Raw genomic sequence first — 15,822 nt, 5'->3', positions numbered from 1 at the left:
CCAACGGGAGCCTGATCATGCGCGTGACGTACTTCGCCCTAGCCCTGGCAGCTGCGAGCCCCCTCTTGGCGCAGATGCCCAAGGAAGTACCGGGCAAGCCCGATGTGAAACTGGCCGTCCCCGGCCATTATACGGTCGAGTCCAAGCATACGCAGATCCATTTCTCGGTCATGCACATGGGCTTCACGCCCTATAGTGGGTCGTTCAGCGATGCGTCTGGAACGCTCGATCTCAATCCGGCCAAGCCGGCGGAAACGCGCGTGTCGATCAGCGTTCCGACCGCCAGCGCCTGGACGCCGGTGCAGAAGCTGACCGACGAACTGCGCTCGCCGATGTTCTTCGATCCGGCCAAATATCCGGCGATGACGTTCGTGTCGGATCGCGTGACGTTCCGTGGGACGCGCGCCACGATCGTTGGCAAACTGACGATGCACGGCGTGACGCGGCCGCTGACGCTTGAGGCAAGCTTCGTCGGGGCAGGCACGATGATGGGGAAGCGCAATGTCGGCTTCACTGCCACCGGCACGCTGAAGCGGAGCGACTATGGCGTCACCGCAGCGCTGCCGCTCGTTTCGGACGAGGTGAAGATCGACATCGCCGCCGCGTTCGAACAGCCGGCTTAGGAGCGTTCCCCGGCACTCTCGGAGCAAGGATGACCCCGGCGCCGGCTGGGGTCATTTGATTTTGAGATTGGAGCGTGATGACTTCGGTAGGACCCGTTCGTCTCGAGTAGCGATCGAGCTTGTCGAGAGCGCGTATCGAGAGGCCATCACAAATGCCTCGATACGCGCCCTCGATAAGCCCTGCGGGCAACTCGGTCGCTACTCGGCACGAACGGATCAGTGTAAAGTCATCATACTCTAGCTGGGGCGAGGGCTGGCCTTGAAACGGAGCAGCCCGTCACCCCAGCGAAGGCCAGCGGGAAGCCGCTATCGCCGCGTCACCCGAAACGCTGTTTCAGCTCCAGCATCGCAATCGAGGCCTTTGCCGCCTCGCCGCCCTTATCCTTCTCGGTCGGGCGGGCGCGCGCCAAGGCCTGGGCCTCGTCCTCGACCGTCAGGATACCGTTGCCGATCGGAATCCCGTCCAATGTCAGCGCCATCAGGGCACGCGCGCTTTCATTCGACACGACTTCGAAATGATAGGTTTCGCCACGGATGATCACGCCCAGCGCGACGAAGCCGTCATAGCGCCCGGTTTCCGCCGCCATGGCGATCGCCGCCGGAATTTCCAGCGCGCCGGGCACCGTGACCGTCTCGTGGTGATGGCCGGCTTCCTCGATCGCGGCGCGCGCGCCTTCCAGCAGCAGGTCGTTGAGATGCGCGTAGAAACGCGCCTCGGCGATCAGGAAGCGTGCCATCAGGCCTCTTTCTCGGAACAAGGGATGGGGTGTTCGCCGACGATCGACAGGCCATAGCCGTCGAGCGCGACCAACGTGTGATGCGAATTGGTGAGCAGGATCATATCCTGCACGCCAAGCTCGGTCAGGATCTGCGCGCCGACGCCATAATCGCGCAACTCTTCGGGATCGGGTGCACCGTTGCGATTGCCCTTGGCCGCGACCACCTGGCTCAGCAGCCCGCCGATCATCGGCTTGTTGAGCACCACGATCACGCCGCTGCCCGCCGCGCCGATGATCTCCATCGAATGTGCCAGCAGCCCGCCGCGGGGGCCTTCCTCGCCGAACATATCGGCGAACAAGGCCTGGGCGTGCATGCGCACCAGCGTGGGCTTGGCGGGATCGACCTGGCCTTTGACCAGGGCGACCTGCTCGTCGCCGGTGGCCTTATTATAGAAGCTGATCGCATTCCATTCACCGCCCCAGCGGCTGGTGAAGCGGGTGGTCGCACGCTTCTCGACCAGATGATCGTGGCGGCGGCGATAGGCGATCAGGTCGCGGATCGTGCCGATCTTCAGGCCATGGCGTTGCGCGAAGGCGACCAGATCGTCCAGCCGCGACATGCTGCCGTCGTCGTTCATGATCTCACAGATCACGCCCGACGGATTGAGCCCGGCCAGCCGCGATACGTCCACCGCCGCTTCGGTATGCCCGGCGCGTACCAGAACGCCGCCTTCGCGCGCGACCAGCGGGAAGACGTGACCCGGGCTTACGATCTCCTCGGGGCCATTGGCGGCATCGATCGCCACGGCGATCGTGCGGGCGCGGTCGGCGGCGGAAATGCCCGTCGTGACACCGGTGCGTGCCTCGATCGAAACGGTGAACGCGGTTTCGTGACGCGTGCCGTTGTGCCGGCTCATCAAGGGCAGGCCCAATTGCTCGACCCGTGTTTTCGCGAGCGCCAGGCAGATCAGGCCCCGCCCATGCGTCGCCATGAAGTTGATCGCGTCGGGGGTCGCCATCTGCGCCGGAATGATCAGGTCGCCCTCATTCTCCCGATCCTCATCATCGACCAGGATGAACATGCGGCCGTTGCGTGCTTCCTCGATCACCTCTTCCGGCGTGGACAGGAAGGCGTGGCGCAGCCGCGCGACGCTGGGGCTAACCGACATGTGTAGTCCTCGGGCGCAATTGCTCCATGCGGCCCAGATAGCGCGCCAGCACGTCAATCTCGATATTCAGTTCGCGGCCGGGGGCGATATCGCCCCACGTCGTCATCTGCTGCGTATGGGGGATGATATTGAGGCCGAAGCGTACGCCGCCACCGGGAAGGTCGGACACTTCGTTCACCGTCAGCGATATCCCGTCGAGCGCGATCGATCCTTTGGCGGCGATATAGGGTGCGATTGCGTCCGGTGCTTCCACCACGACCCGGGTGCTATCGCCTTCGGGTATAATCTCGACGACAGTGCCCACCCCGTCCACGTGCCCGGTTACGATGTGGCCCCCCAGTTCGTCGCCAACCCGCAGCGCCCGCTCCAGGTTGAGCGCCGTGCCGTCCGCCCACGTGCCAGCGGTGCGCGACAGGGTCTCGGCCGATACCTCGACCGCGAACCACTCCGGCCCCTTATCGACCACGGTCAGGCAGACGCCGGAGCAGGATATCGACGCGCCCAGATCGATACTGGCGGTATCGTAGGCGGTGCCGATCCGCAGGCGCAGGTCGCCGCGTTGTTCGATGGCGATGATCCGCCCGATGTCGGTGATGATGCCCGTGAACATATCTTCCTCTGCGCCGCACCGGCGTGGAAAAGTCGAACAACTTTTCCTGCTGCGGGCTAAGCGCGCTCGTAGACTTCGAGCCGGTCGATGCCAAGCATGCGGCTGTCGGTCATTTTCCATCGGCCATGCGCGTCGCCGAGCGCGGTCAGACCGATATCCCCCAACGCCGCTTTACCTGCTCCGATCAGGATCGGCGCGCGATAGAGAAGCAGGCGGTCGACAAGGTCAGCGGCGAGGAAAGCCGCCGCCGTCTGGGCGCCACCCTCGACCAGCAAATGATCGACGGCTTCCAGCGTCGAGATTTCGGAGGGCGATCCGATCAAGTCCCACGCGTCCCGCCCCTGCCCGGGCTGGGGGTGCGGTCCGTCTCCAGGCGCCGTGTCGATCATGCCCGCCGCCATGGCACCCGGCGTTCGCTGGAATGACCTCGACAGGAGAATCCGTCGCGGCGATTGTTGCTCCAGTCCGGGCAGCCGCACATCCAGCCGCGGACGGTCCGCCTCGAACGTGCCGCGTCCGACCAGGATCGCCTCATGTCGGCTGCGCTCGAGATGGCCGTGCGCGCGCGCGGCGGGGCCGGTGATCCATTGGCTTTCGCCATCGGCCCGCGCGATCATGCCGTCGAGCGACATGGCCAGCTTGAGCGTCACCATCGGCCGCCCGCATGCCTGCCGGGTCAGAAAGCCGGACATGCTCCGCCGCGCATCCTTCGCAAGAAGGCCCTCGATCACATCCACGCCGGCGTCCCGCAGCCGGGCAAAGCCCGCGCCGGCGGTGCGCGGGTCCGGATCAAGCATCGCCGCCACCACACGGGCCGGCTTGGCCGCCACCAGAAGATCCGAGCAGGCCGGCCCGCGCGCGCTGCGATGCGCGCAGGGTTCCAGTGTCACATAGACGGTCGCGCCTTCGGCTGCCGGGCCGGCCTCTGCCAATGCCATCGCTTCGGCATGGGGCCGGCCGCCGGCCTGGGTCCAACCGCGCCCGACCACGCGCCCGTCACGAACAATGATACAACCGACATTGGGATTGGGCGCCGTTCGCCCGCGTCCGCGCCCGCCGAGCGCGAGCGCGGCGGCCATGAACCGCGGATCGTCGCTCAGAGACCCATCTCGGTCAGGCTGTTGTCGACCTTCTGCCATTGGCGCCGCCGCTCGTCGGCCAGCTTGCGGCGCTCGACCGCGTCGATGCGCTGTTGGGTCTTGATCTCGGCATCGGTGCGCGTGGACGGCCAGTCGGTCGCGTAAACGATCTGCGGCCCCTCCGGCATCACGCCCCATCGTGATTCGACGACGAACATCGTGACCAACAACGAGGTCACCGCCACCGCCGCCGCGCCAAAGACGAGCTTGTAACGCCGCGTGCTGGTCGCCCAAAGCCGCTTGATATCGGCCAATACGGCGCGGGGGTGGGCCGGGCGGGGAAAGAAAGCCATGATCGTAAGATAAACCCTGGGAGGGCAGGTTGCCAGCCCTAGGCGGCGGCCGCGGCAGCCAGGCGTTCCGCCGCGCGTTGACGCCCGATCAGCGGCAGCAATGCCTTCATGTCGGGACCGTGCTCCTGGCCCGTGAGCGCCACACGTAACGGCAGGAACAAGGCGCGGCCCTTTCGACCGCTCTGCTCCTTCAGCAGCCCGGTCAAGGCATGCCAGGGATCGTCCCCCCACTCGATGGCTTGCGCCGCTTCGGCCGCCGCCCGCAGATAATCCCGGTCGGCCGGATCGATCGCCGGAAGATCGATGCGATGCTCGACAAGCTGCAGCCAGGCGGCGGCCTCGTCGATCTTCTCAAGATTGGGACGGACCGCCAGCCATAAGGCCTCGCTCATGCCGAGCGGCAGCCGCGGCCGCACCGTCGCAAAATCCATCATATGGATGGTGCGGGCATTAAGCGTGCGCAATTCCTCCATATCGAACCGCGCAGGCGCACGGCCGAACCGGGCGAAATCGATGCCTTCGATCAAGGGCGTCATGTCCGCGACCGCCTCCACCGGATCACTGGTCCCGATCCGCGCGAGCAGGGCGTTCAGCGCGAGCGGCTCGATGCCGTCCTCGCGAAACGCGTCGGCGCCCAGCGAGCCCAGCCGCTTCGACAATTTGCCTTCGCTGCCGACCAGCAAGGCCTCATGTGCGAAGGCAGGCGCCGTCGCTCCCAGCGCTTCGAACATCTGCAATTGCAGCCCGGCGTTGGTGACATGGTCCTCACCGCGCACGATGTGGGTCACGCCCATGTCGATATCGTCGATGACGCTGGGCAGCATGTAGAGCCAGCTGCCATCGGCGCGCCGGATGACCGGATCCGACTGCAGCTTGGGATCCAGATGCTGGGGGCCGCGGATCAGATCGTCCCAGGTGATCATCGCATCGTGATCGAGCTTGAAGCGCCAATGCGGGCGGATGCCGTCGGCTTCCAGTTTTGCCCGGTCCGCGTCGGTCAGCGCCAGCGCCGCGCGATCGTAAATGGGCGGCAGACCGCGTCCGGCGAGGATCTTGCGCTTGAGATCCAACTCCTCGCTGGTTTCATAAGCGGGGTAGACGCGCCCGGCAGCGCGCAGGGCATCGAATCGCGCCTCATATAAGGCGAACCGGGTCGACTGTTTGAAGGCGGCGTCGGGCACGAGGCCCAGCCAGTGGAGATCGGCATGGATCGCGTCGGCATATGCGTCGGTCGAGCGGGCCAGATCGGTATCGTCCAGCCGGAGCAGAAAACGACCGCCATGTTTGCGCGCCCACAGCATGTTGTGCAGCGCGGCGCGTATATTGCCGACGTGCAGGCGTCCGGTGGGGGAGGGCGCGAAACGGGTAACGACTATGGTCATGACCGGCCCTTAGCCGTTTCGCGCCAGCCTGTGCCAGCCGTGCGTTGCGTTCAGCCGAACAGGAAGCTGCCTAACAGCCGCGTCGGGATCAACGTAAAGTAGCCAGCCGTCACCAGTGCCGCATAGACAATCGTCATCGTGCGGAGATGCCGTGCGATCCGGCCTGCCCGCGCATCGATGATCGCGCGGGGCAGTGCGACCAACGTGATGACGGACAGGATATGGATCGGGCTGAGATGGCCCGTCAGGTGGCGTATGCCGAAGCTGGTCAGCGCAGCGATCATCATCAGCGCTACCCAGATGCGGCCGGTCAGCCGATGCAGGCGATCGCCCTTGGGCCGCAACAGCATGATCGCGCCGAGCGGGATAGCGGGGATTATCGTCAGCAGATGCACGACCATCCAGGGGTCCATCGCAACTGCCGGCTGCGTGACGTGACGGCCGAAGGCCACGCCCAACAGCAATAAAAGCAGGCCGGCGGCCGCCAGGAGCGGATCGCGAAGGCGGCGTGGATAAGCCCACGTCCTGGCCGCTATTGTCGTCATTGCTTACCCCCCCATTCCCCGTTCCTCTGGTGGCAGAGACATGCTTTCGTGCCAAGATCCGGCGCGGGCGGGTGCAGGGATTATCGTCCGGGCTCTTCCCCGCGGATCGACCTGCCGCTAGGAGCCCGGAGCGAAAGGAAGCCCGCGCATGAAGTTGATGACCGGCAACGCCAACCGCGTGCTCGCCACGGCGATCGCCGATTATCTGGAGATCGGGCTGACCGATGCGTCGGTGCGACGCTTCGCCGACGAGGAAGTATTCGTCGAAATCCACGAAAATGTCCGGGGGGAGGACGTGTTCGTCCTTCAGTCGACAGGGTATCCCACCAACGACAACCTCATGGAATTGCTGATCTGTATCGATGCGCTGCGGCGGGCTTCGGCCAAGCGTATCACCGCGGTCATCCCCTATTTCGGCTATGCCCGACAGGATCGTAAGCCCGGGCCGCGCACGCCGATCTCGGCCAAGCTGGTGGCCAACATCATCACTGTGGCCGGCGCCGACCGCGTTCTCTCGGTCGATCTGCACGCCGGTCAGATCCAGGGCTTCTTCGATATCCCGACCGACAATCTTTATGCGGCGCCCGTCATATCCGCCGACATACAGGCAAGGTTCGGCCGCAAGAATCTCATGGTCGTGTCCCCCGATGTCGGCGGCGTGGTGCGCGCGCGCGCTTTGTCGAAGCGGCTCTCCAATGCCCCCCTCGCTATTGTCGACAAGCGGCGCGAAAAGCCCGGCGAGAGCGAGGTGATGAACATCATCGGCGAGGTTGAGGGACGCTTCTGCATCCTGGTCGACGATATCGTCGACAGCGCCGGCACGCTCTGCAATGCGGCCGCCGCGCTGCGCGACGCAGGCGCCGAAGATGTCGTGGCGTACGTCACCCACGGCGTATTGTCCGGCGGGGCCGTTGCCCGGGTCGAAGGGTCGCAACTCTCCGAGTTGGTGATTACGGATTCGATCCAGCCGCTCGACGCAGTACGCGACTCCGCCAAGATCCGCCTGTTGCCGATCGCCCCGCTATTGGCCGAGGCGATCAAGCGCATCTCCGACGAAAGCTCGGTGTCCAGCCTGTTCGACTAGGCCGCGACCTGATCGCGGCCGGCCGCTTTGGCACGGTATAGCGACCGATCCGCCCGCGCCATGGCGAGGGAAAGCGTCGTTTCGCCGCTGTGGACGCGGGAGAGGCCAATGCAGAGCGAGTAGCGGGGCAGCCCCGAACCGGCGAGATCGGGAACCGTCCGTACCTGCTCCGCAAGCGCCAGCGCATCGCCATCATCCGTGGTGGGCGCAACCAACACGAATTCATCGCCGCCGAGGCGGACGAACATCCCGTCGCGCGCGCGCGCCACCGCTTCGATCCGCGCGGCAAACGTCGTCAGCACCGCATCCCCCGCCGCGTGGCCATAGGTGTCATTGATCGTCTTGAAGTGATCGATGTCGATCAGGAACAGGCTGTTCCGTGGCAGCGCCAGCGCGGCCTCCTGCTGCTTGAACGCGGTCCGGTTCCAGGCGCCCGTCAACGGATCGCGATAGGCCGCATCCGTCACTTCCCGCAGGGCACGTTCCCACGGCGTCGCAAGCAGGCCAAGGTTGAGAACCCCAAGGAGGACCTGATCCTGCAGCATCGGCAACAGGTCGAGCATGCCAGCGCCCAGCGGGCCACGTATCTCGATCCAGATCGAGAGCAGATAGGTGGGGCCATAGACGAGCATGCCGAAGGCCACGATCTTCCTGGGCGTGCCGGCCTCCCGATCGCCGCCGAACAGGATGGCACAGGCGCAAATGACCATGCAGCTGCCGAGCGCGACCGCGCCGACGATATGGCTCATCATCATTGCGGTCGCGGGATCGTCGACGGCCATCAACGGCACCGCGACGGCAGCCATCGTGCCGACGACCGGGACGATCATCCACGGCGCAAACGCGCTTTTCCCATCGAAACGCCGCATTCCCATCAGCAACAGGAAATCAGACAAAGCGACGATGCCGTAATTCAGCGCCGCACCAACCGGCGCATAGAGCGCGTTCAGAAATTCGAAGCCGAGCAGGCCCGTTGCGTAAAGGGCGGAGCTCATTCCCCAATACAGCAAATAGGTTTCGTTACGCCGCCGGGCCCAAAGCACCAGGAAGATGGTCGCGTAGGAAAGCGTTGCCAGCAGGCTACACAGTCGCAGTGTGGGGATATCGGGCGTGTGGACAAACATAGAGGCTGTACGGCTATACCCGACTTGGCAAAGGATGATCGGACTTTTCAGGCCAATTGGGTGCTAGTTGCGGAGTGTGACCCATACGGGCGCATGATCGCTGGTCTTTTCCCATCCCCGGACGTGCGCATCGACCTGGGCATCCTCTAGCCGTTCGGCCAGAATCGGGCTCAGCAGAATGTGATCGATCCGCAGCCCGGCGTTGCGCCCATAGGCATTCCGGAAATAATCCCAGAAGGTATAGATGGTCTCGTCGGGGTGTCGGGCGCGGAGTGCATCGGTCCAGCCCTGGTCCAGCAGTCGGGCATAAGCGGCCCGCACGTCCGGTGCGAACAGCGCATCATCGATCCAACGTTCAGGCTTGTAGACGTCACGCTCAGTCGGCATCACGTTGAAATCGCCTGCAAGGATCACCGGCAATCCGCTCGACACCAAGGTCGCGGCATGATCGATCAAGCGATCGAACCAGCGGAGCTTATATTCGAATTTGGGGCCGGGCCTGGGATTTCCGTTCGGAAGATATAGTGCGCCGATCAGGACGCCGTTGACGGCAGCCTCGATATATCGGCTCTGATCGTCGGCGGGATCCCCCGCCAAACCGCGCATGGTTTCGTGGATAGCTCCGATCCGGCTCAAAATGGCAACGCCGTTCCAGCTTTTCTGGCCGTGCCAGATGGCTTCGTAGCCTAAATCTCGGATCGCTTTTTCGGGAAATTTCTCATCGGGCGCCTTCAACTCCTGCAGGCACACCACATCGGGCTGCGCCTCGGCGAGCCAGCGCAGCAGCACCGGCAACCGGCCGTTGATGCCATTGACGTTGTACGTCGCGATTTTCATCGGCGCAGAACGGGGGCGGCCGTGATCATGCGCTTTGCTTCTTGCGCCGCGTCACCCACCCTTTGCGCGCTGCCGCGGATCGCTGCTCGGCGGAACCGGATGCGTTGGCACGACCGCCGCGCGACGATGCAGAATGATTATCGGGTTTGCCGCACCCGGACCCCGATTTGTTGCCGCCGCCGGATTCCTTGTTAACCGTCGCCCAAGCACGCGCTTCCGCCGTCTTCTTGGGGACGCCGCGCTCTTCGTAGCTTTCCTCGATATGCTCGGCCTTGCGCTTCTGTTTGTCCGTATATGCGTCCTTGTCGCCGCGGGGCATGGTCCATCTCCTTGCGTCTCATCGCATAACGCATGGAAGAATGGCCGTTCCGCCCCGGCGGGTGCCGAACGCTAAAAGAAAAGGCCGCTGCGAACAGCGGCCTTAGCTTTGGAGATCGGTATCGGCAGGATCAGAATTTGAAACGCGCTCCCACAAGATAGCGCGCCGAACCTTCCTGCAGGAAGAAGGTCTGGACCTTGTCTCGGCCGTACGTGCGGACGCCTTCTTCGGTCAGGTTAATGCCCTCGAACGATACGGCAATGTGCGGCGTGATGTCGTAGCTCACATTGACGTCCAGCGTGCCATAGGGCGCGGCAAACACAGGGTTGTGGCTGCCACCGCGGTTCAGTTCGGTCAGGAATTTCTTGCGGTAATTATAGGCGACGCGGGCGGAGAGACCGTTCTTATCGTAGATGCCGGTGATGTTGTACGTGTCGCTCAAGCCGATCAACGCAAACTGGTTAGCCGTCGGATCGGCATTGACGTCGGCCTTCACATCGCCGCGAACGAGCGTGTAGCTCGCGGCAATGCCGAAGCCGGTATTTCCAAGGAAATAAGTGCCGGCCAGTTCGAAGCCCCAGATCTTGGCATTCTTGTTGTTGATCGGCGTGCTGACCAGGAAGTTTGCCAAGGGATCGTTGGGATCGCCGGCTATGTCGACCGCGGCCAGCGTCGAGTCGACAAACGCCTGATTGAGGGATCGCGTGCCCGCATTGTAATTCTGGTTGAAGATCGACGTGGCGGCCGCCGTGTTGTTGTTATTCTGCTGTAGCAGGGCGGTGTAGGTAAATAGGTTCACGTCACTGAGATCGTAGCCCAGCCCCTGCAACGCCGTCTTGGCGGTGCCCGAACGGCTGCCGGGTGTCGCGGCGGTCGGATCGCGCAGGCCGAACAGATTCTGGCTGACCAGGCTGTTGCCGATAAAGTTCTGCACCCGCTTCTCAAAGAAGCCGCCGGACAAGTAGCTGCCTGGCTTGAAATACCATTCCAGCGACAGATCGAAGTTGTCGGAGATCAGCGGCTGAAGATCGGCATTGTGGGCGTTGCCGCCGGCCGTGCCGCCGAGTGTCGTCGGCCGTCCCGGAGGTGCCGCGGTCGTTGCCGCGAATAGATCCCCGTAATTGGGCCGCGAAATCGTTTTGCTGAACGAGAAACGACCCACCAGATTGGACGTAAAATTGAGCTGGAAGTCCATCGACGGCAGCAGATTGTTATACTTGCCCTTTGCGGAAATGGGCTGCTGGTCTGCCGATTGCAGGATCGTGAAATCGTTATCCGCCTGCCACACCAACGCCGTTGGAATCGTCTGGAGTGAGGTTGAACGGACGGTCGTACGTTCATATCGCGCGCCCGCGACGAGGGTGGCGTCCATGTCGCCGAACTGACCCTTCCACGTGAACTGGCCGTAGATTGCGGCGATATTCTCGTTCACGCGGTTATTGTTGTTCGCATCGACGCGCAGATTGTGACCCAGCTTCTGATAGGCATCGAACAAGCTGTTATAGAGCTTCGTCGCATCCTGCGTGCGCCACCCGATCAGGCCGGCACCGCTGGCTTTGGGATCATTGTGGTGGAACTGGCAGGCCGTGCAGAATTGCTTCACCTGCCCCGGCGCATATTGGATCACGTCGCGCGGATTGGCGTTGCCCCAGTCACCTAGCGTCTGAATCGTATTATATTGACGCTGCGTAACTTTCGACTTGCGATAATCGCCGCCAAAATCGAACCGCGCGCCATTGCCGAAATCCCAGCCGGCATCGATCCGGCCCTCCTTCAGATTCTGATGCTGCCATGAGGCGAACTGACGGTTCTGCTGCGTGGCGAGATCGCCCTCGTCCCAGACGCCGTTATTATTGCCTTTGGCGGAATCGTTGAACGAGATTTGCTGCTGCGGGAAGCCAGTGCTCTGGTCCAGCCCATATTCCGAAAGGATTGGCGAGCTGATCGCGACAGCAGTGGAGCTGACGCCGTTCGGATTGTCCGGCGCGCTCGATGCGGTGCTGACATGGGCGTCGGCGGAGATCGTGAACCGGTCGGACACGTCCCATTTCGCGTTCAGGCCGAAATCTTTCACCGTGCCCTTCTGGGCACGATAGGCCTGCTCGGCGCCGCTATCCTTGGTCGATCCCTGCTCGATTTCGTGCAGGAAGATGGCCGTGGCGACGCCGGGGTTGCTGTTGAAGGTAACCTGATCGAACGGACGGTTGAACCAGTTGGACGTGTCCGACCGGCGCTCCGACTGCTTGTCCTGGGCATAGAGGACATCGCCGGTGATCAGCAGCGTGTCGCTTGGCTTCCACTGGACCGATCCTTGGCCGTTGATCCGCTCGCGCCGATCTTCGGAGAAGTGATAGCGGAAGTCGTCGGGAATGCCGACATAGCCGCTCGTCGGCGCGTTTTTCACGACCGTCGTGCCGTTGATGTACGGGCCGCCGGTGTTCATGAAGTCGGCGATCGGAACGATATTCCAGCCGTTATTGGCAACGCTGGGAACGGAGAAGTTGCGCTTCTGGTAGCTGCCGAACACGGACACGCCGAAGGTCTGTTCGGTGTTGGTCCAGTTGAGCACGGCCGAGACTTCCGGCGTCACCTTGGATCCGCACTTCACGCAATCGTCGGCGCTGGTGTCGTAGGAGGCCTTGGCGCCAATGCTGCCGGTGAGGCCGCCTTCCTGAGCATCGAGCGGGCGGCGGCTGACGACGTTGATCGTGGCGCCGATGCCGCCGGTCGGGATGGCCGCGCGACCCGTCTTGTAGACCTCCAGCGTCTTCACGCCCTCGGCGGCAAGATTGGAGAAGTTGAACGACCGGTCGAAGCCGCCCGCGCCATCGCCATTCTGATCGCCGCCGACGACGGTGATGTTCGCCGCCGCCAATTGCCGGCCGTTGAGCGTCACCAGATTATATTGCGGTCCGAAGCCGCGCACGGTGACGGTGGCACCCTCGCCATTGACGCGATTGATCGAGACGCCCGTGATGCGCTGCAAAGATTCCGCCAAATTGGTGTCGGGGAATTTGCCGATATCCTGCGACGAGATCGCATCGACCACGCCGGTCGAATTGCGCTTGATCGCAATCGATCGCTCGAGCGAGGCGCGGATGCCGGTGACGACCACCTCGTCGGCAGCACTTCCCCCCGCAGCATCGGCCGGTGTCGGCTGGGCTGTCGCCGGCGCAACCGTCGTCGGCTGTGCGTCAGTGGGATTGCCCCCGGTCGACTGCGCCAACGCAGCACCAGGTAAGGAAAGACCCGCAGCAATTGCAATTACAGAAGTCGAGCGCGCGAGCGCCAAGGATAGCCCGAAGCCTTTCATGATACCTCCCTATGTGCGGTGCCGTTCCCATGGCACCGGTTTCATTTTTTTGAGCAGTGTGTTCCTGCTTGCGCTGAAAACTAGCACAGACGACATCGATGTCAAAGAATGTGATGTTAGCGGTATCAGGGTTTCGTGTCCGATTCGGCTGGACGAAATCTTCGGCTGCTGAGTGCCGGCATCGGTAAGGTACTGCTAAAGCACAAAAAAGCGGCCACCGGGCGCTCGCCGCGGTGGCCGCAAGCTCTTCGGCGGAATGCGGCCGAAGAGTAGGGGTAGATCCCAGAGAGGTGGGATCAAAGCTAACCATCTCGATTTACGACATCGATGTCAACTTTTCACGGAGCGGGCTTGCGCGCAGCGTCTTGTCGGCTAAGAAAAGGATGTGATTGCTGCGGAAAATCCCGATTTTATCGCCGCGCGATTGTTCCGCCTCTCCATCGGAGTCTTCTTTATCGGCGGCTTCCTGTCGTCGTTGATCAGCCTCTTCGTCCCGCGAATGACCTTGGTCTATGGGCTCGATTATGCCCGGGCGCTGCTGGTCCAGCTCGCCTTCCATCTGTCCTATCTGCTGTTCGCGGTGCCGATCGGAATGACGATCATGCGCATCGGCTACATGCGTTCGGCGGCGATCGGGCTGACCATCATGACCCTGGCCTGTGGTCTGCTGCTATGGTCGCATGGCCTGCACAGCTATGCGCTGCTGCTATTTTCCTTATTGTTCCTGTCCGCCGGCATCACCTTTCTGCAGATCGCTGCGAATACGGTCGTTACGGTCGTCGGGCGCGCCGGGGGTGCGGCCTCGCGGCTGAACCTGCTGCAAGCCTTCAACTCCGCGGGCACGGTTGTCGCCCCGCTGGTCGGGGCGGCCTTCATCCTGAAAAGTCCGGCCGCTACGCGCCATGCCGCGCTGATGGACGTGGCCCCCCCGTTCCTGTTCGCGATGGCGCTGCTTGCGCTGTTGGCGCTTGCCTTCCTGGTGTGCCGCAATCTGCTTGCGCCGATCCGCGCCGCGCATTCGACAAGCGGCAGGATCGATTGGGCGGCGCTGTTGGCGGATCGCCGCCTTCTCGCCGGAACGATGGCGATCTTTGCGTATACGGGTGCCGAGGTCACGATCGGCGCCCTGCTGGTGAACTATCTGATTCAGCCGCAGATATTCGACATCGACTCGGTCGCCGCCGCCCGTCTGGTCAGTCTCTATTGGGCAGGTGCGATGATCGGGCGATTGGGCGGCGCGTTTGCGATGCGCTACGTTTCTCCGGCAGCGATGCTCACGGGCGCGGCGGTGGGTGCGACCATTCTGGCCTTGGTGGCGGCGACGCTGCATGGGAGCGGTGGCGGGGTCGCCCTGCTGGCGGTCGGCCTGTGCAATTCGATCATGTATCCGACAATCTATGTCCTGGCATTGCCAGCCGACCCACGGCTTGCCACGCCGGGAGCGACGTTATTGTGCATGGCCGTGGTGGGCGGCGCGATCGTGCCGTTTGTGACGGGAATGCTGGCCGATCAGCTGGGGCTGGCAGCCTCCTTGCTGCTGCCCGCCGCATGTTATCTGGGAGTGGCCGTGTTCGCGCGGCAGTGCCGAGGAATCGGATTTTGACGGTAGTAACGATCAAGGATGTGGCCGCGCGGGCCGGCGTTTCGGCCAAGACCGTATCGCGCGTCATCAACGGCGAGGCGCATGTACGCGCGGAAAAGCGGGAAGAGGTGCTGCGCATCGTGCGCGAGCTCGATTATCGGCCGAACGCCTTTGCGCGCAGCCTGTCGAGTTCGCGATCCTACCTATTGGGCTTTCTGACCGACGATCCCGGTTCCGGCTATGCGGCCGACGTTCAGCTGGGCGCACTCAAGCGTTGCCGCGAACGCAGCTACCATCTCCTTATCGAGCCGATCGATCGGTCCGATCCGCATTGGGCGCGCGATCTGACCGAAAGCGTGAAGACGTTGCGCCTGGATGGCGTGATGCTGACGCCGCCTTTGTGCGACGACACGAAGGTGCTCGACATCCTGGAGGCGGCACAAATCCCCTATGTCCGGATCTCCCCCAGCGGGGAGGAGGATCGATCCGGCTATGTGCGCATGGACGAGCAGGCCGCAGCGGCCGAAATGACGCGGCACCTGATCGCGCGCGGCCATAGCCGCATCGGCTTCATCAAAGGCGATCCGGCGCATAGCGCGTCACGCAAGCGTTATGCAGGCTTCGTCGAGGCGATGGTGGCGGCGGACCTGCAGGTGGAGACCAGTCTGGTCATGGAGGGCGACTTTTCGGTACGCTCCGGGGTCGAGCTGGGGGAGCAGATGCTCTCTTCGGCGGAGCCCCCGACCGCTATATTCGCAAGCAATGACGATATGGCGCTCGGTGTCTTGATGATCGCGATGAAACATCACCTGGATGTGCCCCAGCAACTGGCGATTGGCGGGTTCGACGATGCGCCAACGTCGCGTCTGGCGTGGCCGCAGCTAACGACGATCCATCAGCCCAAGGCGGCGATGGCGGCGGCGGCGGTCGATATGTTGACCGATCCTTATTATCGGCAGGCGGAACACAGCGTCGGTTTCCGCCGGTCCATGGATTATGCCCTGAAGATCCGCGGCAGTACCGATCCGTCCTGCTAAGCCCCCAGCTCCCACGATGCCGTGCCGCTGCATGATACTTGGCGGA

The 15,822-nt window shown here is 63.3% G+C and carries 15 protein-coding genes; 4 read left to right on the top strand and 11 right to left on the bottom strand.

All coding sequences use genetic code 11. The annotated features are described in order from the left end of the window. Nucleotides 1-17: 17 nt before the first annotated feature. Nucleotides 18-623, top strand: a complete 606-nt coding sequence (locus ACSBM8_RS16580) for a YceI family protein (RefSeq protein WP_442679095.1) — start codon at nucleotides 18-20, stop codon at nucleotides 621-623. Between the two features lie 317 nt (nucleotides 624-940). Here ACSBM8_RS16580 and ribH read toward each other — a convergent pair whose 3' ends face one another. The 7 genes from ribH to ACSBM8_RS16545 form a co-directional block, all read right to left on the bottom strand. Next, a complete protein-coding gene (gene ribH / locus ACSBM8_RS16575; RefSeq protein WP_442679094.1) occupies nucleotides 941-1,360 on the bottom strand; it encodes a 6,7-dimethyl-8-ribityllumazine synthase in 420 nt (139 codons plus the stop codon). Continuing rightward, nucleotides 1,360-2,511 carry a 3,4-dihydroxy-2-butanone-4-phosphate synthase gene (gene ribB / locus ACSBM8_RS16570; RefSeq protein WP_442679093.1) on the bottom strand — a complete coding sequence of 384 codons (1,152 nt, stop codon included), beginning with the start codon at nucleotides 2,509-2,511 and terminating at the stop codon, nucleotides 1,360-1,362. Before ribB ends, ribH begins: the two co-directional genes overlap by 1 nt. Further along, on the bottom strand, nucleotides 2,501-3,121 hold the full coding sequence (locus ACSBM8_RS16565) for a riboflavin synthase (RefSeq protein WP_442679092.1): 621 nt from the start codon (nucleotides 3,119-3,121) through the stop codon (nucleotides 2,501-2,503). The genes ribB and ACSBM8_RS16565 overlap by 11 nt, the downstream gene beginning before the upstream one ends. Before the next feature lie 56 nt (nucleotides 3,122-3,177). Next, nucleotides 3,178-4,200, bottom strand: a complete 1,023-nt coding sequence (gene ribD / locus ACSBM8_RS16560) for a bifunctional diaminohydroxyphosphoribosylaminopyrimidine deaminase/5-amino-6-(5-phosphoribosylamino)uracil reductase RibD (protein WP_442679091.1) — start codon at nucleotides 4,198-4,200, stop codon at nucleotides 3,178-3,180. Between the two features lie 17 nt (nucleotides 4,201-4,217). Next, on the bottom strand, nucleotides 4,218-4,514 hold the full coding sequence (locus ACSBM8_RS16555; RefSeq protein WP_442679090.1) for a hypothetical protein: 297 nt from the start codon (nucleotides 4,512-4,514) through the stop codon (nucleotides 4,218-4,220). Between the two features lie 77 nt (nucleotides 4,515-4,591). Continuing rightward, the gene (locus tag ACSBM8_RS16550; protein WP_442681626.1) at nucleotides 4,592-5,929 is read right to left on the bottom strand and encodes a glutamate--tRNA ligase; all 1,338 of its coding nucleotides are present in this window, start codon (nucleotides 5,927-5,929) and stop codon (nucleotides 4,592-4,594) included. 56 nt (nucleotides 5,930-5,985) lie between these two features. Further along, nucleotides 5,986-6,480 (bottom strand): DUF2306 domain-containing protein, encoded by a 495-nt coding sequence (locus ACSBM8_RS16545; RefSeq protein ID WP_442679089.1) that lies wholly within the window; start codon nucleotides 6,478-6,480, stop codon nucleotides 5,986-5,988. A gap of 148 nt (nucleotides 6,481-6,628) precedes the next feature. Between ACSBM8_RS16545 and ACSBM8_RS16540 the strand changes: the two genes are divergently transcribed. After that, nucleotides 6,629-7,564 (top strand): ribose-phosphate pyrophosphokinase, encoded by a 936-nt coding sequence (locus ACSBM8_RS16540; RefSeq protein WP_442679088.1) that lies wholly within the window; start codon nucleotides 6,629-6,631, stop codon nucleotides 7,562-7,564. Here the strand turns inward: ACSBM8_RS16540 and ACSBM8_RS16535 are convergent. The 4 genes from ACSBM8_RS16535 to ACSBM8_RS16520 form a co-directional block, all read right to left on the bottom strand. Further along, nucleotides 7,561-8,688 carry a diguanylate cyclase gene (locus ACSBM8_RS16535; protein WP_442679087.1) on the bottom strand — a complete coding sequence of 376 codons (1,128 nt, stop codon included), beginning with the start codon at nucleotides 8,686-8,688 and terminating at the stop codon, nucleotides 7,561-7,563. The two genes, ACSBM8_RS16540 and ACSBM8_RS16535, sit on opposite strands and share 4 nt — an antisense overlap. A gap of 63 nt (nucleotides 8,689-8,751) precedes the next feature. Then, entirely contained in the window at nucleotides 8,752-9,525 is a 774-nt protein-coding gene (gene xth / locus ACSBM8_RS16530; protein WP_442679086.1) for an exodeoxyribonuclease III, read from the bottom strand. Nucleotides 9,526-9,550: 25 nt separating this feature from the next. Continuing rightward, nucleotides 9,551-9,844, bottom strand: a complete 294-nt coding sequence (locus tag ACSBM8_RS16525) for a plasmid stabilization protein (protein WP_442679085.1) — start codon at nucleotides 9,842-9,844, stop codon at nucleotides 9,551-9,553. A gap of 130 nt (nucleotides 9,845-9,974) precedes the next feature. Beyond that, the gene (locus ACSBM8_RS16520) at nucleotides 9,975-13,070 is read right to left on the bottom strand and encodes a TonB-dependent receptor (RefSeq protein WP_442679084.1); all 3,096 of its coding nucleotides are present in this window, start codon (nucleotides 13,068-13,070) and stop codon (nucleotides 9,975-9,977) included. A gap of 472 nt (nucleotides 13,071-13,542) precedes the next feature. Here ACSBM8_RS16520 and ACSBM8_RS16515 point away from each other — a divergent pair, with 472 nt between their 5' ends. Together ACSBM8_RS16515 and ACSBM8_RS16510 are read left to right on the top strand one after the other, a co-directional pair. Further along, the gene (locus tag ACSBM8_RS16515; RefSeq protein ID WP_442679083.1) at nucleotides 13,543-14,760 is read left to right on the top strand and encodes an MFS transporter; all 1,218 of its coding nucleotides are present in this window, start codon (nucleotides 13,543-13,545) and stop codon (nucleotides 14,758-14,760) included. Then, nucleotides 14,757-15,776 carry a LacI family DNA-binding transcriptional regulator gene (locus tag ACSBM8_RS16510; protein WP_442679082.1) on the top strand — a complete coding sequence of 340 codons (1,020 nt, stop codon included), beginning with the start codon at nucleotides 14,757-14,759 and terminating at the stop codon, nucleotides 15,774-15,776. Before ACSBM8_RS16515 ends, ACSBM8_RS16510 begins: the two co-directional genes overlap by 4 nt. Nucleotides 15,777-15,822: the final 46 nt, after the last annotated feature.

This window comes from Sphingomonas sp. ASY06-1R (genome assembly GCF_052180265.1).
Lineage (GTDB): Bacteria > Pseudomonadota > Alphaproteobacteria > Sphingomonadales > Sphingomonadaceae > Sphingomonas_I.
The sequence above is the reverse complement of the archived record's forward strand: the minus strand, read 5'-3'. Positions and strand labels throughout refer to the sequence as shown.